At 66.0% G+C, this 20,489-nt stretch carries 24 protein-coding genes; 19 read left to right on the top strand and 5 right to left on the bottom strand.

Annotated features, from left to right (window positions below; genetic code table 11):
• Window positions 1-61: 61 nt before the first annotated feature.
• Both soxX and soxA read right to left on the bottom strand, forming a co-directional pair.
• Window positions 62-670 carry a sulfur oxidation c-type cytochrome SoxX gene (gene soxX / locus RKE40_RS06855; RefSeq protein ID WP_390893269.1) on the bottom strand — a complete coding sequence of 203 codons (609 nt, stop codon included), beginning with the start codon at window positions 668-670 and terminating at the stop codon, window positions 62-64.
• 11 nt (window positions 671-681) lie between these two features.
• The gene (gene soxA, locus RKE40_RS06850) at window positions 682-1,473 is read right to left on the bottom strand and encodes a sulfur oxidation c-type cytochrome SoxA (protein WP_316017574.1); all 792 of its coding nucleotides are present in this window, start codon (window positions 1,471-1,473) and stop codon (window positions 682-684) included.
• A 217-nt stretch (window positions 1,474-1,690) separates the two neighbouring features.
• Here soxA and soxY point away from each other — a divergent pair, with 217 nt between their 5' ends.
• From soxY to RKE40_RS06810, 8 genes are all read left to right on the top strand, one after another.
• Window positions 1,691-2,146: a thiosulfate oxidation carrier protein SoxY gene (gene soxY, locus RKE40_RS06845; RefSeq protein ID WP_316017491.1), complete on the top strand. Its 456-nt coding sequence runs from the start codon at window positions 1,691-1,693 to the stop codon at window positions 2,144-2,146.
• A gap of 53 nt (window positions 2,147-2,199) precedes the next feature.
• Window positions 2,200-2,529, top strand: a complete 330-nt coding sequence (gene soxZ / locus RKE40_RS06840) for a thiosulfate oxidation carrier complex protein SoxZ (RefSeq protein ID WP_316017490.1) — start codon at window positions 2,200-2,202, stop codon at window positions 2,527-2,529.
• Window positions 2,530-2,633: 104 nt separating this feature from the next.
• Entirely contained in the window at window positions 2,634-4,331 is a 1,698-nt protein-coding gene (soxB, locus tag RKE40_RS06835; protein ID WP_316017489.1) for a thiosulfohydrolase SoxB, read from the top strand.
• A gap of 46 nt (window positions 4,332-4,377) precedes the next feature.
• Window positions 4,378-5,655, top strand: coding sequence for a sulfite dehydrogenase (gene soxC / locus RKE40_RS06830; protein WP_316017488.1), 1,278 nt, complete (start codon window positions 4,378-4,380; stop codon window positions 5,653-5,655).
• Entirely contained in the window at window positions 5,639-6,364 is a 726-nt protein-coding gene (locus RKE40_RS06825) for a c-type cytochrome (RefSeq protein ID WP_316017487.1), read from the top strand. The genes soxC and RKE40_RS06825 overlap by 17 nt, the downstream gene beginning before the upstream one ends.
• The gene (locus tag RKE40_RS06820; protein WP_316017486.1) at window positions 6,364-6,693 is read left to right on the top strand and encodes a c-type cytochrome; all 330 of its coding nucleotides are present in this window, start codon (window positions 6,364-6,366) and stop codon (window positions 6,691-6,693) included. The genes RKE40_RS06825 and RKE40_RS06820 overlap by 1 nt, the downstream gene beginning before the upstream one ends.
• 111 nt (window positions 6,694-6,804) lie before the next feature.
• On the top strand, window positions 6,805-8,082 hold the full coding sequence (locus tag RKE40_RS06815) for an FCSD flavin-binding domain-containing protein (RefSeq protein WP_316017485.1): 1,278 nt from the start codon (window positions 6,805-6,807) through the stop codon (window positions 8,080-8,082).
• Window positions 8,083-8,181: 99 nt separating this feature from the next.
• A complete protein-coding gene (locus tag RKE40_RS06810; protein WP_316017484.1) occupies window positions 8,182-8,568 on the top strand; it encodes a c-type cytochrome in 387 nt (128 codons plus the stop codon).
• A gap of 185 nt (window positions 8,569-8,753) precedes the next feature.
• Here RKE40_RS06810 and RKE40_RS06805 read toward each other — a convergent pair whose 3' ends face one another.
• Both RKE40_RS06805 and RKE40_RS06800 read right to left on the bottom strand, forming a co-directional pair.
• Window positions 8,754-8,891, bottom strand: a complete 138-nt coding sequence (locus RKE40_RS06805) for a hypothetical protein (protein ID WP_316017483.1) — start codon at window positions 8,889-8,891, stop codon at window positions 8,754-8,756.
• Between the two features lie 197 nt (window positions 8,892-9,088).
• The gene (locus RKE40_RS06800) at window positions 9,089-9,361 is read right to left on the bottom strand and encodes a Blp family class II bacteriocin (RefSeq protein WP_316017482.1); all 273 of its coding nucleotides are present in this window, start codon (window positions 9,359-9,361) and stop codon (window positions 9,089-9,091) included.
• Window positions 9,362-10,945: 1,584 nt separating this feature from the next.
• Between RKE40_RS06800 and RKE40_RS06795 the strand changes: the two genes are divergently transcribed.
• The 11 genes from RKE40_RS06795 to RKE40_RS06745 all read left to right on the top strand — a co-directional run bounded on the left by RKE40_RS06795 (window position 10,946) and on the right by RKE40_RS06745 (window position 19,568).
• Window positions 10,946-12,145 carry a phage portal protein gene (locus tag RKE40_RS06795; RefSeq protein WP_316017481.1) on the top strand — a complete coding sequence of 400 codons (1,200 nt, stop codon included), beginning with the start codon at window positions 10,946-10,948 and terminating at the stop codon, window positions 12,143-12,145.
• Window positions 12,142-12,642 carry an HK97 family phage prohead protease gene (locus tag RKE40_RS06790; protein ID WP_316017480.1) on the top strand — a complete coding sequence of 167 codons (501 nt, stop codon included), beginning with the start codon at window positions 12,142-12,144 and terminating at the stop codon, window positions 12,640-12,642. Before RKE40_RS06795 ends, RKE40_RS06790 begins: the two co-directional genes overlap by 4 nt.
• A gap of 13 nt (window positions 12,643-12,655) precedes the next feature.
• Window positions 12,656-13,822 (top strand): phage major capsid protein, encoded by a 1,167-nt coding sequence (locus RKE40_RS06785; RefSeq protein ID WP_316017479.1) that lies wholly within the window; start codon window positions 12,656-12,658, stop codon window positions 13,820-13,822.
• Between the two features lie 56 nt (window positions 13,823-13,878).
• Window positions 13,879-14,262, top strand: a complete 384-nt coding sequence (locus RKE40_RS06780; RefSeq protein ID WP_316017478.1) for a hypothetical protein — start codon at window positions 13,879-13,881, stop codon at window positions 14,260-14,262.
• A gap of 102 nt (window positions 14,263-14,364) precedes the next feature.
• Window positions 14,365-14,970, top strand: coding sequence for a head-tail connector protein (locus RKE40_RS06775; protein ID WP_316017477.1), 606 nt, complete (start codon window positions 14,365-14,367; stop codon window positions 14,968-14,970).
• A complete protein-coding gene (locus RKE40_RS06770) occupies window positions 14,970-15,329 on the top strand; it encodes a hypothetical protein (protein WP_316017476.1) in 360 nt (119 codons plus the stop codon). Before RKE40_RS06775 ends, RKE40_RS06770 begins: the two co-directional genes overlap by 1 nt.
• A gap of 6 nt (window positions 15,330-15,335) precedes the next feature.
• Entirely contained in the window at window positions 15,336-15,863 is a 528-nt protein-coding gene (locus RKE40_RS06765) for a hypothetical protein (protein ID WP_316017475.1), read from the top strand.
• Window positions 15,847-16,572 (top strand): hypothetical protein, encoded by a 726-nt coding sequence (locus RKE40_RS06760; protein WP_316017474.1) that lies wholly within the window; start codon window positions 15,847-15,849, stop codon window positions 16,570-16,572. Before RKE40_RS06765 ends, RKE40_RS06760 begins: the two co-directional genes overlap by 17 nt.
• A 478-nt stretch (window positions 16,573-17,050) precedes the next feature.
• Complete coding sequence (locus RKE40_RS06755) at window positions 17,051-17,473, top strand: phage terminase small subunit P27 family (RefSeq protein WP_316017473.1); 423 nt, start codon at window positions 17,051-17,053, stop codon at window positions 17,471-17,473.
• On the top strand, window positions 17,442-19,034 hold the full coding sequence (locus RKE40_RS06750) for a terminase large subunit (protein ID WP_316017472.1): 1,593 nt from the start codon (window positions 17,442-17,444) through the stop codon (window positions 19,032-19,034). Before RKE40_RS06755 ends, RKE40_RS06750 begins: the two co-directional genes overlap by 32 nt.
• A gap of 180 nt (window positions 19,035-19,214) precedes the next feature.
• A complete protein-coding gene (locus tag RKE40_RS06745) occupies window positions 19,215-19,568 on the top strand; it encodes a response regulator (protein ID WP_316017471.1) in 354 nt (117 codons plus the stop codon).
• Here the strand turns inward: RKE40_RS06745 and RKE40_RS06740 are convergent.
• On the bottom strand, window positions 19,565-20,449 hold the full coding sequence (locus RKE40_RS06740) for a sensor histidine kinase (protein WP_316017470.1): 885 nt from the start codon (window positions 20,447-20,449) through the stop codon (window positions 19,565-19,567). The two genes, RKE40_RS06745 and RKE40_RS06740, sit on opposite strands and share 4 nt — an antisense overlap.
• Window positions 20,450-20,489: the final 40 nt, after the last annotated feature.

Raw genomic sequence — 20,489 nt, 5'->3', positions numbered from 1 at the left:
GACCCGCCTTCACTGTCTTCCCGGCCGCGAGAACAGATCGCCCCCGCCGGCACCTTTGCCGCTACTTGTTCACCGGCGATTCCGGGTCGAACAGATAGGCCATCACATCCTTGATCTGCTGCTCGTCGAGCACCTTGTTGACGCCGAAGCGCGGCATGTTCGAGCAGGGCACCACCGCCATCGAATTGTAGATCTTGGTGTAGGCGTCCTTGATCGTCTCCGGATCGTATTTCCGGTCCTTGCCATAGGCGGCCAGGCTCGGGCCGAGCGTGCCGTAGCTGACCTCCTTCGGGTCGAGCTGGTGGCAGGCGAAGCAGTTGCCGCCGGAGACGGTGTTCGGCGGATCGGAGAACTGGCCGCCGCGCCCATTGTTGGCGACCTGATAGCCCTTCTTCCAATCGCCGAGGAATTTCCCGTCGGCCGGATAGGAGACGCGCGCCGATTCGCGTTTCAGGATCGCCTCGGATTCCGCCGATGACGGGTTGTTGCGCGTCGTGTTGCAGACGGCGAGCGTCTCATCCGGCTTGATCCTGGCCTGCCATTCCGGCGGCGCCTTGCCGAAGGTCGCGGCAAGGTAGGCGTCGATCACGGCCTGGCTCGGCCGTTCATCGGCGAAGGCCGGACCGGCGCAGAGCAGGAGCGCGGCGGCGGCGAATGCTTGCTTGATCATCTCGTTGCCCCTCAGCGCTTGATCGACGGAACCTTGATCTCGCCGCCTTCGGCCTGCTTCTGCAGGAAGACGGTGAGAGCGGTCAGGGCGTCGGTGCCATAGCCGGGCACCGGCCAGCGCTGCTGGCGATAGCAGTCCCAGAGCCTGTGCTGCATGGTGCGCAGCGCGCTCTGCGAGACGCGATAGGTCGGCCAGGAAGCCATCGTCTCCTGCGCGGTCTTGCCTTTGACCGAGAGGTTCGGCAGCCCCTGCAGGCGGATGCGCTTGCCTTCCTCGGCATGGCAGGTGGCGCAGGAGAAGTCGTTGACGCCGCCGCGGGTGTAGAACAGCGCCTCGCCGACCGCCGCCATCTCCTTTTCCTTGGGATGGGAGAGCTGCGGCTGGATCTTCATCTCGCTCGACTTGTTGGCGATGAAGGCGACGAGATCCTCCATGTCGGAGGCCCGGGCCGGGCCCGAGAAGCGTCGCAGCACCACGTCCTTGGTGTCGAGCCCCTGGAGCTTGTCCATGCACCAGAGCAGGCGCTGCTCGGTATCCATCACCTTGTCGGCGTCGGCGAAATAGCGCGGCAGCTTGGCGAAGGCGCCTTCGAGCTTGCCCGGCCCTTCGCCGAGATCGCAGCCCTCGAGCGAGACGTTCTTGGTGCCGCGCTTTTCCGCCCACAGCACCTCGCCGCGGTCGACCGCCAGGAAGCCCGGATTCGAGAACGGGTCCGAGAGCATCTGGCGATAGCGCTCGATTTCCTTTTCGCTATCGTCGAGCGGTGGCGACTGCGCGGTCAGGTGGCCTGCGGCCATTGTCATGGCGGCAGCCAGCACGGCCGCCCCGATCATGGGGAGCTTCATCCCTTGCCCTTTCGTTCCCTCTCGCGGCCGTGGTTTCCCGGCCTGTGCTGTACGCCCCTCGTCTCATTGGAGGGGCTTTACATTCACAAAAAACAATATCACGATACGTGAGAATGATCGCGAGCCGGCCCCGCCGTCAAGAGCGAAACAAGAACATTTCAAAGGAGGAATTCCGATGTCTTCAGGGCTTACGCGCCGCAGCACGATCACGGCCGGCGCCGTCGCCGCTTTCGCCAGCCTTCTGGGCTCGCGGCTGGCCTTCGCCGACGAGAAGGCCGTCGCGGCCGAAATCAAGAAGCTCTACGGCGACAAGGCGATGGCCGAGGGCAAGATCAAGCTCGACGTGCCGGAGATCGCCGAAAACGGCCTGGTCGTGCCGGTCAATGTCGAGATCGACAGCCCGATGACCGATGCCGACTACGTAAAGGCGGTCCACATCTATGCCGACGGCAATCCGCAGCCGGGCATCGTGACCTACCACTTCACGCCGGCCTGCGGAAAAGCCTCGGCCGCGACCCGCATGCGGCTCGCCCAGACCCAGAACATCGTCTGCGTCGCCGAGATGTCGAACGGCGCGCTGCACATGGCCAAGGCCAACATCAAGGTCACGATCGGCGGCTGCGGCGGCTGAGTTCAGCCCCGCCGGTTCAACGAAAAAAGACGTTTCAAGGTGAGGATGCTCCCATGACCACCAAGCCCACCCCGCGCGTGCGTGTGCCGGCCAAGGCCGCCGCCGGAGAGCTGATCGAGATCAAGACGCTGATTTCGCACGAGATGGAATCGGGCCAGCGCAAGGATGCGCAGGGCCAGACGATCCCGCGCAAGATCCTCAACAAGTTCAGCGCCAGCTTCAACGGCAAGCCGGTCTTCTCGGCCGACTGGCACCCGGCGATTTCTGCCAACCCCTACCAGTCCTTCTTCTTCAAGGCGACGGAATCGGGCGAGTTCACCTTCACCTGGAAGGATGACGACGGCTCCGAATACACCGCCAAGAACAAGTTGACGGTCGGCTGAGCCGCTGCGGCCGGCGCGGCCGGCCACCACCTGATCACGAAAGGCGCGCCGCCGGTGGGCAGCGCGCAGGGGCGGCGCGCACGCGTTCGTCCAGAGGATGAAGCATGGTCTCTCGACGCGAATTCCTTCAGGCCACGGCGGCTGCGGCGGCGATCGCCACGGCCTCCGGCCTCGGCCCGCTCGGCCGGGCCGCGGCCCAGCAGAAACTCACCCAGGCCGATATTCTGCGTTTCGACCCGCTGGGCACGGTGACGCTCCTTTATGTCACCGACATCCACGCGCAGCTGATGCCGCTGCATTTCCGCGAGCCCTCGGTCAATCTCGGTGTCGGCGCGGCCAAGGGCCAGCCCCCGCATCTCGTCGACGCCGAGTTTCGCGAGCACTTCAAGATCGCCGCCGGGTCGGCTGACGCTTTCGCGCTGACCTCCGATGATTTCGTCAGCCTGGCCAAGAACTATGGCCGGATGGGCGGGCTCGACCGCGTCGCGACCCTCGCCAAGGCGATCCGGGCCGAGCGCGGCGACGACAAGGTTCTGCTGCTCGACGGCGGCGACACCTGGCAGGGCAGCTGGAGCTCGCTCCAGAGCAAGGGCCAGGACATGGTCGACGTGATGTCGGCGCTGAAGACCGACGCCATGGTCGGCCATTGGGAGTTCACGCTCGGCGCCGAGCGGGTCAAGGAGATCGCCGAGAGCGCCTCCTTCGCCTTCCTCGCCCAGAACATCCGCGACAAGGAATGGAACGAGCCGGTCTTCCCGCCGCGAAAAGTCTTCGAGAAGGGCGGCGTCAAGGTCGCCGTGATCGGCCAGGCCCTGCCCCGGACGGCGATCGCCAACCCGCGCTGGATGTTCCCGGACTGGGAGTTCGGCATCCGCGAGGAGGAAATCCAGAAACAGGTCGAGGAAGCCCGCGCCGAGGGCGCCGCCATCGTCGTGCTGCTCTCGCATGACGGCTTCGACGTCGACAAGAAGCTGGCCTCCAGGGTCAAGGGCCTCGACATCATCCTGACGGCCCACACCCATGACGCGATGCCGGGGTTGATCCGCGTTGGCGACACCGTGCTCGTCGCCTCCGGCTCGCATGGCAAGTTCCTGTCGCGGCTCGACATCGCGGTGAGGGACGGCAAGGTCGCCGACATCCGCTTCAAGCTGATGCCGGTCTTCTCCGACGCCATCGCCCCGGATGCCGAGATGACGGCGCTGATCAGGAAGGTCCGCGAGCCCTACGCGGCCGATCTCGCCAAGGAGATCGGCCGGACGGAGTCGCTGCTCTACCGCCGCGGCAATTTCAACGGCTCGTTCGACGACCTGATCTGCGACGCGATGCTCAGCCAGCGCGACGCCGAGATCGCGCTCTCGCCGGGCTTCCGCTGGGGCGGCAGCCTGCTGCCGGGCGATGCCATCACCTGGGAGGCGATCACCAACGCCACCGCGATCACCTATCCCAACTGCTACCGCATGGAGATGACCGGCGCGCAGCTCAAGGAGATCCTCGAGGACGTCGCCGACAACATCTTCCACCCGGACCCCTATTTCCAGGGCGGCGGCGACATGGTCCGCGTCGGCGGCATGGGCTACGCGATCGATGTCGGCAAGCCGATGGGCAGCCGCATCTCCGGCCTGACTCATCTGAAATCCGGCCAGCCGATCGAGGCCGCGAAGAAATACGTCGTCTCCGGCTGGGCCAGCGTCAACGAGGGCACGCAGGGGCCGCCGATCTGGGACGTGGTCCGCGATCATGTCGCCGCGACCAAGACGATCACCATCAAGCCGAACGACGCCGTGAAAGTCACCGGGGCCTGACGCGGCCTTCAGGCCGTCTGCCCGCGATCAAACAGGACGAACGCCCATGAGTTCCGAACCACAGGCCGGGCCTCTCAGCCGCCGCCGCTTCCTCGGCGCGGCCGGAGCGGCCGGCGCAGGCCTTGCCGCCTCCGCCCTGCCCGCGCGCGCCCAGGCCCCCGCGCCCGATCCGCTGATCACCGAGGTCCAGGACTGGAACCGCTATCTCGGCGAAGGCGTCGACAAGCGCCCCTATGGCACGCCGTCGCGCTTCGAGAAGCATGTCATGCGCCGCGACGTCTCCTGGCTGACGGCCTCGCCCGAATCCTCGGTGAACTTCACGCCGCTGCACGAGCTCGACGGGATCATCACCCCGTCAGGCCTGTGCTTCGAGCGCCACCATGGCGGCATCGCCGATATCGACCCGGCCAATCACCGGCTGATGATCCATGGGCTGGTCGAGAAGCCGCTCGTCTTCACCATGGAAGACATCAAGCGCATGCCGCGCCAGAACCATGTCCACTTCCTCGAATGCGCCGCCAATTCCGGCATGGAATGGCGCGGTGCGCAGCTCAATGGCTGCCAGTTCACCCACGGCATGGTCCACAACGTCATGTATACCGGCGTGCCGCTGAAACTGCTGCTCGCCGAGGCCGGCCTCAAGCCCAACGCCAAATGGCTGATGCTCGAAGGCGCCGACTCCTCCGGCATGAACCGCTCCCTGCCGGTGATGAAGGCGCTCGACGACGTGCTGATCGCCTTCGCCATGAACGGCGAGGCGCTGCGGCCCGAGCAGGGCTACCCGCTGCGCGCCGTCGTGCCGGGCTGGGAAGGCAATATCTGGGTGAAATGGCTGCGCCGGATCGAGGTTGGCGACATGCCCTGGCAGGCCCGCGAGGAGACCTCGAAATACACCGACCTGCTCGCCGATGGCCGTTCGCGCCGCTACACCTTCATCATGGACGCCAAGTCGGTGGTGACCAATCCCTCGCCGCAGGCCCCGCTCAAGCACAAGGGCCGCAATGTCCTCTCCGGCCTCGCCTGGTCGGGACGCGGCACGATCAAACGCGTCGACGTCACGCTCGACGGCGGCAAGAACTGGCAGTCGGCCAGGATCGACGGGCCGGTGCTCGAGAAGTCGCTGACCCGCTTCTATGTCGATTTCGACTGGGCCGGCCAGGAGTTGCTGATCCAGTCGCGCGCCATCGATTCCACCGGCTATGTCCAGCCGACCAAGGCGGAGCTGCGCAAGGTCCGCGGGGTCAACTCCATCTACCACAACAACGGCATCCAGACCTGGCAGGTCCGGCCGAACGGGGAGACCGAGAATGTCGAGATCGCTTAAGCCGGTTCTGCTGGCGGGCTTGGCGGGTCTCGCGATCCTTGGCACCGGCCCGCTGATCGCCCAGACCGCGAAGCCGCAGGCGAAAGCCGCCGCGCCTGCTCACACTCCCGCCGCCAAGGCGCCGGCGCTCGGCCTCGGCCGCCCCGCCCTGCCCGAGGAGATCAAGGCCTGGGACATCGCCGTGCGGCCCGACGGCAAGGGCCTGCCGCCCGGCAAGGGCACGGTGAAGCAGGGCGACGAGCTCTTCCAGGCGCAATGCGCGAGCTGCCATGGCGAGTTCGGCCAGGGCAATGGCCGCTGGCCGGTGCTCGCCGGCGGCATGGGCTCGCTCACCGCCGACCGGCCGGAGAAGACGATCGGCTCGTTCTGGCCCGATCTCTCGACGGTCTACGACTACATCCGGCGCGCCATGCCCTATGGCAACGCCCAGTCGCTGAGCCCCGACGAGATCTACGCCCTGACGGCCTATCTGCTCTACCTGAACGACATCGTGAAGGATGAGGAGTTCGAGCTGTCGGACAAGAATTTCACCTCGGTGAAATTGCCCAACGCCGCCGCATTCTACGATGATGATCGCGAGGCGACCGAAAAGGCGTTCTGGGGCAAGGAACCCTGCATGAAGGACTGCAAGGCCGAAGTGAAGATCACCGGGCGGGCCGCCGTGCTCGACGTTACGCCTGATTCGAAATCGGCGCCGAAGGTCGATTGATGCCTAGCGCCTCGCCGGTTCCAACCTGGTTCGGCTCGGTCGCGACCGCGCTCGCGCTCTCGGGCGGTCCGGCGAGCGCGGCCGGCGACAAGGCGCTGGGCGAATACCTGTCGTCGGAGTGCTCGACCTGCCACCAGAGCAGCGGCCGGCAGGTCGGCGGCATTCCCGCCATCATCGGCCACCCTGCCGACCAGTTCGTCGCGCTGATGATCACCTATCGTGACAAGCAGCGCGACAATCAGGTCATGCAGACCATCGCCGGCCGGCTATCGCAGGAAGAGATCGAGGCGCTCGCCGCCTACTATGAAAGCCTGAAACCGAGCCGGTGAGCGCCCGTAGGGTGCGCGACGGCCTCGGCCAAACGAGGATCGGACAGGCCCACCAAGAGGCCGCCGGGTATGCAGCCGCGACGATGTCGAACGAGAACTGGGGAGAGGGACATGAAGATTCATCGCCGATCTTTCGTCATGACCGGCCTGACGGCAGCCGGCACGCTCGGGCTGGGAGCCCCGGCCGTCCTCGGCCAGGCCAAGCCTCGCGTCGTGGTGATCGGCGGTGGCGCCGGCGGAGCGACCGCTGCCCGCTACATCGCCAAGGACAGCCAGGGCGCAATCGCGGTGACGCTGGTCGAGGAGAACGAGACCTACCAGACCTGCTTCCACTCCAATCTCTATGTCGGCGGCTTCAAGACCTACGAAGAAATCAGCCATCGCTACGATGCGCTGACGAAGAACCACGGCATCACCCTCGCGCGGGCACGGGCGACCCAGATCGACCGCGACAAGAAGGAGGTCGTGCTCTCGACCGGCCAGCGCCTGCCCTATGACAGGCTCGTCGTCTCGCCCGGCATCGACCTGAAATACGACTCCGTCCCCGGCTGGTCGAAGGAGGTCGAGGAGCAGATGCCGCATGGCTGGAAGCCCGGCCGCCAGACGCAGCTGATCAAGCAGAGGCTCGATGCCGTGCCCAATGGCGGCACCATCGTGATGATCGCCCCGCCCAACCCCTATCGCTGCCCGCCCGGCCCCTATGAGCGCGCCTCGATGTTCGCCCATGTGCTGCAGCAGGCCGGCAAGAAGGACGCCAAGGTCATCATCCTCGATCCGAAGGAGAGCTTCTCCAAGCAGGGCGTCTTCCAGGCCGACTGGGAGAAGCGCTACGGCTCGATGATCGAATGGCTCGGCCCCAAGGTCCATGACGGGATCAAGTCCGTCGATCCGAAGACCAACACCGTCGTCACCGGCTTCGAGACCTACAAGGACTGCGCCTTCGTCAACGTCATCCCGGCGCAGATGGCCGGCGAAATCGCCCGCAGTGCCGGCCTTGCACCGGCCGGCGGCTATTGCGCCATCGATGCCGCCACGATGAAGTCGACGGCAGACGCCAACATCTTCGTGCTCGGAGACGCCTGCATCGCGGGCGACATGCCGAAATCCGCCTTCTCGGCCAACAGCCAGGCCAAGGTCGCTGCGATGACGATCCGCGGCGAGCTGACCAGCGCACGCACCTTCCCGGCCCGCTACGTCAACACCTGCTGGTCGCTCGTCGCGCCCGACGACACCATCAAGGTCGGCGGCCGCTACGAGCCCAAGGACGGCAAGATCGCCGCGACCGAAACCTTCGTCTCCAAGCCCGGCGAGAGTGCCGAGCTGCGCAAGGAGAACCAGGCCGAGAACATGGGTTGGTATGCCGGCATCACCGCCGACATGTTCAGCTGAGGCAATGCACCGGCGCCGCGGCCTCCCACGCGGCGCGAACCTGATGGCCGCGCCCCGCGCGGCCTCCTTTTTTCCAGCCACCAGAAACAAGGACGAAGCATGCGACTTCTGATCTCGGCCAGCCTTCTTGCCGCAGTGCTCGGCGCCGGCGCCGCGAGCGCCCAGGACATCGCCGCCGGCGAGCGCTCCTGGAACAAGTGCCGCGCCTGCCATCAGCTCGGCGAGACGGCCAAGAACGGCGTCGGCCCGCAGCTCAACGGCCTGTTCGGCCGCGTCTCCGGCACCGTCGAGGGCTACAGCTACTCCACCGCCAACAAGAATGCGGCGATCACCTGGGACGATGCGGTCTTCGCCGAGTACATCAAGGACCCGAAGGCCAAGATCCCGGGCACCAAGATGGTCTTCGCCGGCATCAAGAACGAGAAGGAAATCGGCGACCTCACCGCTTTCCTCAAGCAGTTCGGCAAGGACGGCAAGAAGCAGTAACGGCAAGAAGCAGTAGCCGGACGCTCGCCGACCAGCTTCTCAAGAACGAACCGCCCATGGCCATGCCATGGGCGGTTTGCATTTGTGGAGCGGGCACCGGCAACGGCGGCGTTCCGGCCGGAATAACGGAGCAGGCCGAGCGGGGCGTACCCGAGCTTGCCGGCCGTGCCGCGCTCAGACCCGGATCAGGCGTCGGTGAATGCGCGCCTCCCGATCCAGAGGCCGAGAAACGAGAACAGCCCGAGGGCCACCCCTGCTTCTGCCGTGCCCAGCGCCAGACCTCCAAACGCCGCCATCGCGACGCTGAAAAGTGCGATTGCCATGCCCCGTCTCCTTGCGACAAGACTATGGCCCCTTCAGAGACGTTCTAGCGCTCATCTGGGGGAATTGGCAAAGCGGCCTCGCGCCGCGGTGTTGGCCTCGAGGGACCGTAGAGCACAAAAAACCCGGCACCGCGTGCACGGGCCGGGTGATCTCGCGGTGGAAGCGGGCCAGGCGCGGACGCGCCTGGCGGCAAGGCTCAGCGCATCGCCCCGCGGACCGCATCAACGGCCTCGCCGACGCCCTTGCCGACCTCGTCCTTCACGCCGTTGACGGTGCCGACGATCGCACCCGCGACGCCGCCGGCGAAGGCTCCTACGAACCCGAAGGTAAAGCCGACTTCCCCGCCCTTCTGGAAGCTGGTCTCGACGGATTCGCCGATGTTGCAGATGGAGTCGTAGAGGTTGAAGCCGCCGCTAACGCTTTCCAGGGACTCGTCGTTCAAAGCAACGTTGTGATGTTCGGTGTTCATCGCTCTGCTCCATCAATTGCGTCGTTTCGATGAGCGAGATGTACCGAAGCTGACTTACGGGAAGCTTACAGGCCTAATGTTGGCGGCCGCATCTGAAGCCGAGGTTTCAGCTACGGCAAAGAGACTGCCGACTATATCCGAGCAATTTTAGCCATCAACCGCCGGCCACGGGCGGCTGATCGAGCCATCCGGAGATGACGAGAGCGGGCGAAATCCGCGCAGGCGCGCATTGTTCGCGATGCTCCACCGGTGTGGAGCGCCGCAGCGCGAAATTTCGAGTTTTCAGGAAAGGACCGTGGTGGGTGATGTAGGGCTCGAACCTACGACCCGCTGATTAAGAGGCGGCGTAGAAGCCGCGTCGTTCAAGGGCGCTTCTGACAGATTCCCTTTTCGTTCCGGCATTGGAGCAAAAGGAGAATTTGGCTTTGTCAGAACGAAATCGGGGACCGAATTGGCCCCAAAAGCAAGAGCCCGCCGCATCGGGAAATGCGAACGGGCTCGATAGCAAAGGCGCTGTGGTTGGCGCGAACATCTCTCATGTAACGCAGCCGCGAATCGGCATCAATATCGACTATCGCTCGCTCCGAACTGCTCCACGCGACGAGCTGCAGCGTCGAGCGGAAGCTGCGCTCAAGGCTTGGCTACCGACGCTGAAGCCGTCCGATCAGCAGGACGTGACCCACAGGCTGCGGAACGAGGTTTTCAACCCAAGGGCTCAGGCTGAGCGCCGCCTTAGGAAGAGACTGGGCTGACCGCATCGCGCGGCGGCATGGCTCCGCATTGGATCAGCACGGGCTCGGAGGTCCACCGCGCGCGATCCAGTCCCTGAGCCAGCCGCCGCGTTTCGCGGTGGTCTCCTCTCGATCCTGTCCCTACCGCGCCCGCAAGGGTGATGAGCGATCGCGGCGTTACCGGACGCCTCAAGAGAAACCGGAGCCCGGCCTGACGGGCATATGATCTGGCGCGTTCGGCATGCCGGCGCCTCGGGCATCAGGATATGATCTGCGCGGGAACTCAATCGGCGGCCATGCTGGCAGCGCGTCGCCGATCCTCCGACCGCCCCGACGCCATGGTGATGGCTAGGGGAGAAACCACGACGACGACCCCTCCTACCTGGCCCGGGCAATACAGGGCGGACGAGCGGCTGGCCCCCGACATCGGGCATCGTGGGTATACGCAGATGGAAGCTCACCCCCTCTAGGCCATGGCGCGATCCGCCTTGCTGTGGCCGGTGCCTCGGATCGCCGGGATCATCCGGTTAGGTCGGAGGAGGAGGGTAGCGGAGGCGGAGCTATGACCTCACTCCATAGATGAATGCGATCAGTTCCAGAAACTCTCCTTCAAAGATGTCTTCTTCACAGAGCAATCCGGAAATCGTTATCAGCGCGCGCCCAGGCGACGTCCACGAGAGAATAGCCGAGGAGTTCAAGACGCGAGCGAGGTCGTCAGCTAGCGTCATAATGTCACCGATCGTTTCGCAATTCGCGGACACGAGAAAGCCGGCCATGTAACGCTCGATTGTCAGTGATTAGTGACATTGGGCGTTGCCTTGTAGTCGATTAGACCGCGTGATTCACAGTGGCCATGTGGCCGTTCGGATCTCGCAAAGACGCCTCGGCAGAGGACGCCAAGTCGCTCGAAGCGCTGGCGGAGTTCTTCGCGGCGGCGAACGGCACGGCCAGCAAGATCGCTGTCTCGCCGTCGAAGGCGCTGGAATGTGCGCCGGTTGCCCGCGCGGTGGCGGTGCGCTCCGAGACGTTGGGTGTGCTGCCGCTTCACCTTTACAGCCGCCTCGAGGATGGCGGGAAGGAACGGGCCGATCATCCCCTCGCTGATCTGATGAGCAACCGCCCGAACGGCTGGACCTCTGCCCCGCAGTTCCTGATGGAGCTGGAGCGGGACACCCTCATGAACGACGCCGGCGCGTTCGCGGTGGCGAATCGGGTCGACGGCGGACGCGTCCATGAGCTGATCCGGCTGAAGCCCGACACGGTGACGGTCGAGACCGATTTCAGCGGGGAGCCCCGATATCTCGTCAGCCAGAAGGGCGGCGGCCAACGGACTTATCCCTGGCGGGACATTCTGCACATTCCGAACATTGGCGGCGTCTGCGCCATCAAGCAGGCTCGCGAGGCGATCGGGCTGTGCATGGCGATGCAGGGCCATGCGGCGCGGATCTTCGCCAACGGCGGCCGTCCGTCCGGCATCCTGAAATCGCCGAAGAAGATCAGCGAGCCGGTCATCGCTCGCCTGAAGGAGTCGTGGAACAAGGCGCACACCGGCGAGGCCAGCGGCGGAACGGCGATCCTCGAAGAGGGCATGGATTTCTCGGCGCTCACCTTCAACAGCGTCGACCTCCAGTTTCATGAGCTGCGCGGCTTTCAGGTTGTCGAGATCGCCCGCGCGCTGGGCGTGCCTCCCACGCTGATCTTCGACCTTGGCCGCGCCACCTGGGCGAACGCCGCGGAGATGGCGCAGGCCTTCCTCACCTTCACGCTGCTGGCCCGGCTCCGGCTGTGGTGCGGCGCGGTCTCCCGGCTGCTCACCGCGGAAGAGCAGAAGACCCTGGTTCCGGAATTCGTCGTCGACGGCATCGTCATGGCGGATATCGAAAAGCGCTTCGCCGCCTACGCCTCCGCCATCTCCAGCCGGGTCTTCTGTCCGAACGAAGTCAGGCAGATGGAGAACCGCCCGCCCTACGCCGGCGGCGACAAGTTCGAAAACCCGAACACGACCAGCGGCTCGGCAGAAAATTCTGCGCAGCAGCAGGAGGACGCCGCGTGATCGCGCTCGAGCTGAAAGCCTCCGTCTCAGTCGACGATGCCGGCACCATCACCGGCACGGCCTGGCCGTTCGGCTCGCCCGATCGCATGGGCGACGTGATTGAGAAAGGCGCCTTCGCCAAGGCCAAGGGCCCGCTGCCGATGCTGGCCTTTCACCGGCCTGACGATCCGGTCGGTGTGTGGACCGAGATTGCCGAGACGGCCAAGGGCCTCACGGTGAAGGGCCGGCTGCTGATCGACGATCTGGCTCGCGCCAAGGAGGTTCGGGCACTCGTCCAGTCCGGCGCCGTCACCGGCCTCTCGATCGGCTTCATGACCCTCAAGGCTGAGAACCGGAAGGGCGGCGGCAGAACCATCCGCGCCGTCGACCTGGTCGAGATCTCGCTCGTTTCCGTCCCCGCTCATCCCGGCGCCCGGGTCACCGGCGCCAAATCGGCCGCGCAAGCAATCGCGCTCGCAGAGGCCATCAACCGCGCCACGGCGCGCCTGCGAGCATAAGGAGCCCGCCCCGATGAAGCACGTCTCCCATCGCGCCCTGATCACCGGCGCCATCGAGCTGAAGGGCGATGACGACGATCCGGTCGCGTCGGTCACGAAGGCGCTCGAAACCCTCAGCGCCACCGTCGACACGCGGCTCAAGGCGGTCGAGACGAAGGGCACCGATCCGGCCCTCATCGCCCGCCTCGATGCCATCGAGGCCAAGCAGAACCGCCCGAACGGCGGTGACGACGACGGCGACGCCGATGCTGCCGAGGAGACCAAGAGCTTCGGCTTCTACATCCGCCAGGGCAAGGAGGCCGGCGCGGACGTGCTGAAGACCCTGCGCGTGTCGAGTGATCCGCAGGGCGGCTATCTGGCTCCGGCGGAGTTCTCGACCGAGTTCCTGAAGGAGCTGGTCGAGTACTCGCCCATTCGCGCCATCTCGAGCGTCCGCCAGACCAGCGCGCCGAGCGTGATCTATCCGGCGCGCATCGGCCGGACCAACGCGAAGTGGAAGGGCGAGAACCAGCCGCAGGAAGGCAGCGAGCCGAGCTTCGGCGAGGCCGAGATCGCGGTGAAGGAGCTCAACACCTTCGTCGACATCTCGAACCAGCTCCTGGCCGATAGCGCCGGCGCGGCCGAACGCGAGGTGCGCGAGTCGCTGGCCGAAGACTTCGCCTTGAAGGAGGGCACGGCCTTCGTGAACGGGACCGGTGGCCTGCAGCCCGACGGCTTCATGCAGGATGCCCGCGTTCCGCAGATCCCCAACGGCCACGCCAGCAATCTCAGCTCCGATGCGCTGATCTCGATCCTGTACGCCCTGCCGGCTGCATATCGCCGGAACGCCACCTGGGTCATGAACGGCGCGACGATCGCCACCATCCGCAAGCTGAAGGACAGCCAGGGCAACTATCTCTGGCAGCCCGGTCTTCAGGCCGGCCAGCCGGAGACGATCCTTGGCCGCCCGGTGGTCGACGCTGCCGACATGCCCGGCGCCACCTCCGGCGAGTTCCCGATCGCGGTCGGAGACTTCAGCGCCGGGTACCGGATCATCGATCGGCAGGAAATGTCGATCCTGGTGAACCCGTACCTGCTCGCGACCAACGGCGTGACCCGGTTCCACGCGACCCGGCGCACCGGCGGCGCGGTGATCCGGCCCGCGGCGCTGCGCAAGCTGAAGATGGCCACCAGCGTCTGACCGCTCCATCCGGGGCCGGTCGACGGCCTCGGCTTCCCTCAACAGGAGAAACCGACATGCGCGATCTCGCGAGCAACATCGCCGTCATCACGGCGCTCTCCCCGGCGGTTCAGGCCGCTACCGTCAACGGCGTGGCGATCGATACCAAGGGCTTCGGATCCTGCGCCTTCGTCCTCACCACCGGGGCCATCGCCGGCAGCGGCGAGTTCGGCGCCAAGCTTCAGGAATCGGACGCCAGCGGCTCCGGCTACACCGATGTCGATCCCGCCGAACTCGTCGGAGCCTTCGAAGAGGACGCCTTCGCCGATGCGACGGAGAAGGTCTCTTACGTCGGCCACAAGCGCTTCGTCCGCCTGGTGCTGACCAAGGCCGCGGGCACCAGCATTGCGGCCGGCGCCGTCGCCATCCTCGGCCACGCTGCCGAACGCCCCATTCCCTGAGCGCGAAGCCAGCACCGGCCCCGGCCGGCGCTGATGGGAGCGCGGCGGTTTCTCCTTGGCCGCCGCGCTCCCGGAGCCCTTCCCTAAACGCCGGAGCCTCGAATGCTCGAGATCATCACGCCCGCAGAGAGCACGCGCCTGATCTCGATCGAGGCGGCGCGCGCTGCCATTGGCCTCGCTGATGGCGATGCGAGCCAGGACGCCGCGCTGGAGGCCCTGATCGATCAGGCCAGCGCCGCCATCGTCTGCTTCATCGGCCAGCCGCTGGCCCGGCAGACGTACCGCGAAACGCTGTGGTCGCGCGCCGCCTCCGATAGCCTGATGCTCTCCCGCTTCCCGGTCGCATCCATCGTGTCTGTCGGCATAGGCGGCGCCGCGATCGACGCGGACGGCTATCGGGTCGACCTCGCCACGGGCATCGTCCACCGCCGCTCACCGACGCGCTGCGGCCCGTTCTGGCCTGCCGGTGAAACCGTGACCGTGTACGCGGCCGGCTACGAGCTCCCCGACGGTCTCCCCGCGGATATCCAGCGCGCTGCCATCCTGATGCTGCGGCAGTCGCACATGGCCGGTGGCCGCGATCCTCTGCTCCGCAGCGAGGAGACGAACGGCGTCGCCTCCTTCAGCTACTTCGCCGCGGGCGCCGCCGCTGTCCCTCTCGAAGCGCAAGCGCTGCTCTCGCCCTACCAGATCCCGGCGGTGGCGTGATGCACCAGCTTATTGTCACCCTCGATCGCCATCTCTGCGCCCGCGGGCAGAGCGCGACCCTGCGCCGCCGTATCGGTACCGGCAGCACCTTCGTCGAGCTTCCAATCCGCGTCAGGCTTCAAGGCTACGCCACGACGGACGTCGTCGCGGGCATCAAGGTCACCGACAGCAAGTTCATCACCAGCCCGACGCCGATCGTCGAGGCTGGTGCAGCCTGGCCCGGGGCGGCAGGGGGCGGCACGGACATCAAGATCGGCGATTGGCTGTTCGTGGAAGGCCGGCAACGCTCGGTGGCGCAGGTCGACAATGTCCGGATCGGCGACGCGCTGGTGCGGATCGAAGGCCGGATCAGCGGGTGAGCGGCCATGCTGATGATGACGCCGGAGTTCCGGAAGAAGCTCAGCCACGCCTTGGCGGTCTCCGAGGGAAGGCGATCGGTTCCGGTCACGCTCCCGCAGTTCCGGGCGGAGCGGAAGAAGCGCAAGGCCAATCAGGCCTACCGTCGCCGGCTGATCGACCAGACGGCAGCGATTATGCGGCGGGGCGAGCCAAGCGTGTTCGCCTTCGAGGGCTTCATGCGCCACGGGCTGCGCGCCGGTCTCTGCCTGCGCGGCTGGTCCTGGCACGACGCGGACGACCTGGCAGCCGATATCGTCCGCGCAGCCCTAAACCAGATCGGCGCCAAGCGCCCAACGATCGCACAGGGCCAGCCCGAATGGGCGCAGGACGGCGTGATCCTGATCGAGCGCGAGCGTTGCGCCCGCTGCGGCTGGCAGCTGTCAGAGTATCACCGGAAGTTCTGCTCCAGCCGCTGCGCGAGCGCCTATCACTGGGATCTCCATCACCGCTTCAAGGCAGAGCAATTGGAGGCGCTTCATGACGATGCGCCTTGATGATCTGCGAGACGATGGCTGTCGCTGGTGCGGTGGCGAGATCGAGCTCGAGCGCCCGCATGCGATCAAACGCGTCTACTGCAGCGATGATTGCCGCATCAGGCACGGGCATGACCTCGTCAGGATTGCCCGCATCGAGGCCAGGCAGAACCGGCATTGCGAGCGCTGCAGCCAGCCGCTTGCGATATCGCTGAAGGCCGGGACGATTTACTGCTCCGCGATCTGCGCCAGAGATGACAGCAACGAGCGCGAGAAGCTCGGTAGGCTCGACGACAAGGCGAAGGTCAAGCGCTTCTGCGCTCGCTGCAACGAGCCAATCCCTGCGTCCCGCCGTGCCGAGGCGATTTACTGCTCCGCGTCGTGCAAGCGTCGGGTGCTCAACGCCGCATGGCGCCAGCGCAGTCGTGAGCGTGCTCCTGGCGAGGCGCCGCGCCGTGAACCCGTAGCCTGCCGCTGGTGTGCCGCGATGTTCGTGCCCCGCCGCACCGACCCCACGCCGGTCCTTTGCTCGCTTTCCTGCAACATGGCGGAAAGGCGCGCCCGTGCGGCGACACCGGGCTTGCTCTCCTGTGTCATCTGCTCGGCGGAGTATCGCCCCAAGGCGGGCTGCCTCCCAAGGCGCACCTGCTCTGAGCCCTGCAGGCAGCTCCTGAGGACCGGCAGCCGCCGCGCCAATCGCGCCACCATCACCTGCGAGGCCATATTCTGATGCCCGTCCGTGCTCCCCGGATTTGCTCCTGCGGCCGCGTCGTGCCTTCTGGCGAGCGCTGCGCCTGCCAGGTGGCCAAGGCCAAGGCCTACGACGCCAGCCGCGGCAGCGCCGCCTCCCGTGGTTACGGCGGCTCATGGCGCAAGGCCTCTGCCGCCTTCCTCGCCTTGCCAGGCAATGGGCGCTGCGCCTGCGGCTGCGGTCGCGTCGCCAACATGGTGGACCACCGCATAGCACCCAAAGGCGATCGGGCGCTGTTCTGGAACCGGAGCAACTGGCAGCCCTTCAACGTCGCCTGCAATACGCGGAAGGCCATAGCGACCGAAGGCGGCTTCGGGAGACCGATCAGGCCATCGCACGCGGCGAGTGCAATGGTCGAAGCCGGGGGGCGGGTCGGGACTTTGCCTAAGGGGACGGAGACCGCTTGGGGTCCATCGCGCAAGGGTGTGTCGAATTCGGTCCGCGGGAAATCCGACCGATGAGGGGGCGTCGACCGACCGAATTGAAGGCGATCGAGGGCGGCTTGTCGGGCCGCGCTGCGCTGCCGGCTGACGTGCCGAAGGTGATGCGCTCGGAATGGGATCGCATCGTCTCGGACCTGGCCTCGAGGAAGCTGCTGACACCGGCGACGCTCGGCACGGTCGCTGCCTATCTGATCGCGCGCTGGCAGGTCGCGGAATGCGTGAAGGCGATCCAGCAGGATGGCGCCTTCGTGAGGACGAAACAGGGCGAGCCGAAGCCGCACCCGGCGCACGGCGTCATGAACAAGGCCAACGAGATCGTGGCGCGGCTTGCCGCCGAGCTCGGGCTGACGCCGGCGGCGCGATCGCGGCGCGGCCTCGCCGGTCCAGCAGAAGGAGGGGAAGCCAATGATGGCGCTCCGGCCGGACTGGATCTTTGATGGCTCGCCGATCCCGGACCCGCACGGCCGCGGGGAACGGGCGGTGGAGTTCCTGCGCGCGCTGCGTCATCCGAAGTCGGATAGCGGGGCCTTCGATCTGCCGCCGTTCTGGGAGCGGGTCGTTCGCCGGATCTATGGCCCGTCGAATGCGGCCGGCCGGCGCCAGGTGAAGACCGTCTTTGCCATGGTGCCGCGCGGCGCCCGCAAGACGACGATCGGAGCCGGGCTAGGACTGCTCCACACCTTCGGGCATGAGCGCGTCCAGGGCGGGCAGATCATCGCGGCCGCCGCTGCCGAGGATCAGGCCGCGCTTGCCGCTGACGAGGCGCGCATGATCGTGCGGGCAACGCCCTGGCTGGAGAAGGTCGCCAAGGTCAAAGAATCCGAGGACACGATCGAGCACCGGAAGAGCGGCACTCTGTTCCGCACGATCCCGGCACAAGGCGATCTGCAGCATGGTCGCACGCCGGCCCTGGTGCTCGCTGACGAGCTGCACGCATGGCCAAACCGCAAGCTCTGGACAGCGATGCGCACCGGCCTCGCCAAGCAGGCGGGCTCCTTGCTGATCATCATCACCACCGCCGGGCGCGGGAAGGAGAACCTCGCGCACGGCATTTATGAGTACGCGCTGAAGGTGGCTGCCCGGCCGGAGATCGATCCGGGCTTTCTGCCGGTCCTGTTCCAGGCGCCGGGAGATTGCGACTGGCAGGATGAAGCGCTCTGGCACGCCGTGAACCCCGGCCTTGCCGAAGGCTTCCCGGATCTCGATGGCCTGCGCCAGCTCGCCCGCGAAGCGCGGGAGCGGCCGGGCGATCGCGAGGACTTCCGCCAGTATCATCTCAACGTCTGGCTTGATCACTCCGTCGCGCCGTTTGTCGACATGGCCGTCTATGACGAAGGCGCCGAGCCGGTCGACCTGGCGGCGCTGGAGGGTGAACCCTGCTGGATCGCCGTCGACATGGGGCTCAACACAGACCTTACGGCGGTTGTCGCCTGCTGGGGCGATGACGAGACGGGCTTTGACGTTGCGGCCTGGTTCTTCGTGCCTGGCGACAACCTCCGGGCGCGCGCCGATCGCGACAAGGTGCCTTACCCCCGTTGGGCGGAAGAAGGCTTCATTATCCCGACGCCGGGCAATGTCACCGATTACAGAGCGGTAGAGCAGCATATCCGAGGGCTCTGCGACCGCTTTGACGTGCGTGAGATCGCCTTCGATCCCGCCTATGCACAGGCCGTCATGGGCCCGCTCAGCGAGGACGGCTTTCCGGTCGTCACGATGCGCCAGGGCTGGCTGACGATGGCACCCGCCATCAAGGAGCTCGAGCGCGCGATCATAGGCCGGAGCTTCCGCCACGGCGGCAATCCCGTCCTCCGCTGGAACTTCGAGAACATCGTCGTTGAGCGCGACAAGGCCGGGAACATGTCGTTCCACAAGGGCAAAAGCCGAGACCGGATCGACGGCGCGGTGGCGGCGGCGATGGCGGTGGCTCGCGCGGCAACTGGTAGCGGCGGTAGCATTTACGAGTCAGAAGAGCGTGCCGAGGGGCTGCTGTTGATCTGATCAGAGAACAAGCGATGCTCCGGTCCTAGGCGGGGGCTCTGCTGAAATCCGAGGCGGCCATGCGATCGAGGACGTCAATGGCTTTGCAGACCTCGCCATTTCTTCACCTCGAGACCGAACCATTTACGGCGCCAAGCATTTGATGCACGGGGATACACATCTTGAGTTGGGGCGCAGCGCATGGCGGTCGTGTTGGTAGTCGAAGATGACCCGATCGTCCGGATGGACGTCTTATCAATAATCGAGGAAGCGGGTTTCGAAGCCATCGAGGCGACGAACGCTGATGACGCGATCCTGATCCTGGAGGCCCGTTCCGACATCAGCGTCGTGTTCACTGATATCGAAATGCCCGGCTCCATGAACGGATTAAGGCTCGCCTTCGCCGTGCGGGACCGTTGGCCGCCAGTGGCCATCATCGTCGCGAGCGGCCGGATCAGACCCCATCCCGATGAGATCCCCGACAAGGCCGCGTTTCTAAGGAAACCCTTTAGTGAGCAAGACGTCGTGCAAGCCGTCCAAGCCGCTGCAGCCTAGCGGGAGAGCTTCGAAGCCTTCAGCATCAACGTCACGATCAGGCCAGCCGGCTCCCATGCGTATTCTATCGAGCCGCCCAACTGCCCCTTCACGCTGCGCTCGACGAGGCGACTGCCATACCCATTAGCCGTTGAGGGCTCGACGGCGGGGCCGCCCCGCTCCAGCCAGACGAGCTTGACGTCTTCGCCCTCCACCGATCCGGAAATGTCGAGCGTCCCCTCGTTGGATGATAGAGCCCCGTACTTCAGCGAGTTCGTGGCAAGCTCGTGGATGACCAAGGCGATCGTGGTCGCCGCGCCCTCGCCAACGCCCATGCGAGGGACCGCGACGCGAATACGGCCGCTAAAGGCGCCCATGTCCTCGTAAGGCGATAGCAGAATCGACACCAGGTCGCCGAGCAAGGCCGCCTTCCCCTGATGGCCGGGAAGCGGGCGCACCAGATCGTGGGCTCTGCCGAGCGACGTCAGCCTGCTCGTCAGGTCCTTTGCCATCTCGGCGGCGGTCGTCGACGAGCGTGAGGAGATCTGCGTCAACCCGGCGGCGATCGCCAGGAGGTTCTTGACCCGATGGCTCATCTCGCCGGCGAGAAGCTCGTGGCCTTCCTCGGCCTGTTTGCGTCCGGTCACGTCCAGGAAGATCCCGTACATGAAGCCTTCGTGCATGCCGGCATCCTTGCCGAGGCCGCGGGCCGAGATCCAGCGGATTTCGTCGCCGATCATGATGCGAAAGTCGATTTCGTAGGCGCCTTCCACCCCCCGCGTCGCGTTGAAGGCGGCGCGCACCCGGTCGCGATCGGCGGGATGGATGCGAGCAGAAAGGTCCTCGAACAGCAGATCGTCGGTATGCTCGACGGCCCACATGGCGAAGCCCTGCTCGTCCATAAGGAACTTGTCTGCCTCGACATTCCACGACCAAAGCGCG

Source organism: Allobosea rubneri (genome assembly GCF_032464875.1).
GTDB classification, from domain to species: domain Bacteria; phylum Pseudomonadota; class Alphaproteobacteria; order Rhizobiales; family Beijerinckiaceae; genus Allobosea; species Allobosea rubneri.
This window is presented reverse-complemented; position numbering and strand designations above follow the sequence as displayed.

Bases quoted from the DNA above. Each gene is read 5' to 3' on its own strand.
- soxX (WP_390893269.1), bottom strand. From the start codon at position 670: ATGATCAAGCAAGCATTCGCCGCCGCCGCGCTCCTGCTCTGCGCCGGT.
- soxA (WP_316017574.1), bottom strand. From the start codon at position 1,473: ATGACAATGGCCGCAGGCCACCTGACCGCGCAGTCGCCACCGCTCGAC.
- soxY (WP_316017491.1), top strand. From the start codon at position 1,691: ATGTCTTCAGGGCTTACGCGCCGCAGCACGATCACGGCCGGCGCCGTC.
- soxZ (WP_316017490.1), top strand. From the start codon at position 2,200: ATGACCACCAAGCCCACCCCGCGCGTGCGTGTGCCGGCCAAGGCCGCC.
- soxB (WP_316017489.1), top strand. From the start codon at position 2,634: ATGGTCTCTCGACGCGAATTCCTTCAGGCCACGGCGGCTGCGGCGGCG.
- soxC (WP_316017488.1), top strand. From the start codon at position 4,378: ATGAGTTCCGAACCACAGGCCGGGCCTCTCAGCCGCCGCCGCTTCCTC.
- RKE40_RS06825 (WP_316017487.1), top strand. From the start codon at position 5,639: ATGTCGAGATCGCTTAAGCCGGTTCTGCTGGCGGGCTTGGCGGGTCTC.
- RKE40_RS06820 (WP_316017486.1), top strand. From the start codon at position 6,364: ATGCCTAGCGCCTCGCCGGTTCCAACCTGGTTCGGCTCGGTCGCGACC.
- RKE40_RS06815 (WP_316017485.1), top strand. From the start codon at position 6,805: ATGAAGATTCATCGCCGATCTTTCGTCATGACCGGCCTGACGGCAGCC.
- RKE40_RS06810 (WP_316017484.1), top strand. From the start codon at position 8,182: ATGCGACTTCTGATCTCGGCCAGCCTTCTTGCCGCAGTGCTCGGCGCC.
- RKE40_RS06805 (WP_316017483.1), bottom strand. From the start codon at position 8,891: ATGGCAATCGCACTTTTCAGCGTCGCGATGGCGGCGTTTGGAGGTCTG.
- RKE40_RS06800 (WP_316017482.1), bottom strand. From the start codon at position 9,361: ATGAACACCGAACATCACAACGTTGCTTTGAACGACGAGTCCCTGGAA.
- RKE40_RS06795 (WP_316017481.1), top strand. From the start codon at position 10,946: ATGTGGCCGTTCGGATCTCGCAAAGACGCCTCGGCAGAGGACGCCAAG.
- RKE40_RS06785 (WP_316017479.1), top strand. From the start codon at position 12,656: ATGAAGCACGTCTCCCATCGCGCCCTGATCACCGGCGCCATCGAGCTG.
- RKE40_RS06780 (WP_316017478.1), top strand. From the start codon at position 13,879: ATGCGCGATCTCGCGAGCAACATCGCCGTCATCACGGCGCTCTCCCCG.
- RKE40_RS06775 (WP_316017477.1), top strand. From the start codon at position 14,365: ATGCTCGAGATCATCACGCCCGCAGAGAGCACGCGCCTGATCTCGATC.
- RKE40_RS06770 (WP_316017476.1), top strand. From the start codon at position 14,970: ATGCACCAGCTTATTGTCACCCTCGATCGCCATCTCTGCGCCCGCGGG.
- RKE40_RS06765 (WP_316017475.1), top strand. From the start codon at position 15,336: ATGCTGATGATGACGCCGGAGTTCCGGAAGAAGCTCAGCCACGCCTTG.
- RKE40_RS06760 (WP_316017474.1), top strand. From the start codon at position 15,847: ATGACGATGCGCCTTGATGATCTGCGAGACGATGGCTGTCGCTGGTGC.
- RKE40_RS06755 (WP_316017473.1), top strand. From the start codon at position 17,051: ATGAGGGGGCGTCGACCGACCGAATTGAAGGCGATCGAGGGCGGCTTG.
- RKE40_RS06750 (WP_316017472.1), top strand. From the start codon at position 17,442: ATGATGGCGCTCCGGCCGGACTGGATCTTTGATGGCTCGCCGATCCCG.
- RKE40_RS06745 (WP_316017471.1), top strand. From the start codon at position 19,215: ATGGCGGTCGTGTTGGTAGTCGAAGATGACCCGATCGTCCGGATGGAC.
- RKE40_RS06740 (WP_316017470.1), bottom strand. From the start codon at position 20,449: ATGGACGAGCAGGGCTTCGCCATGTGGGCCGTCGAGCATACCGACGAT.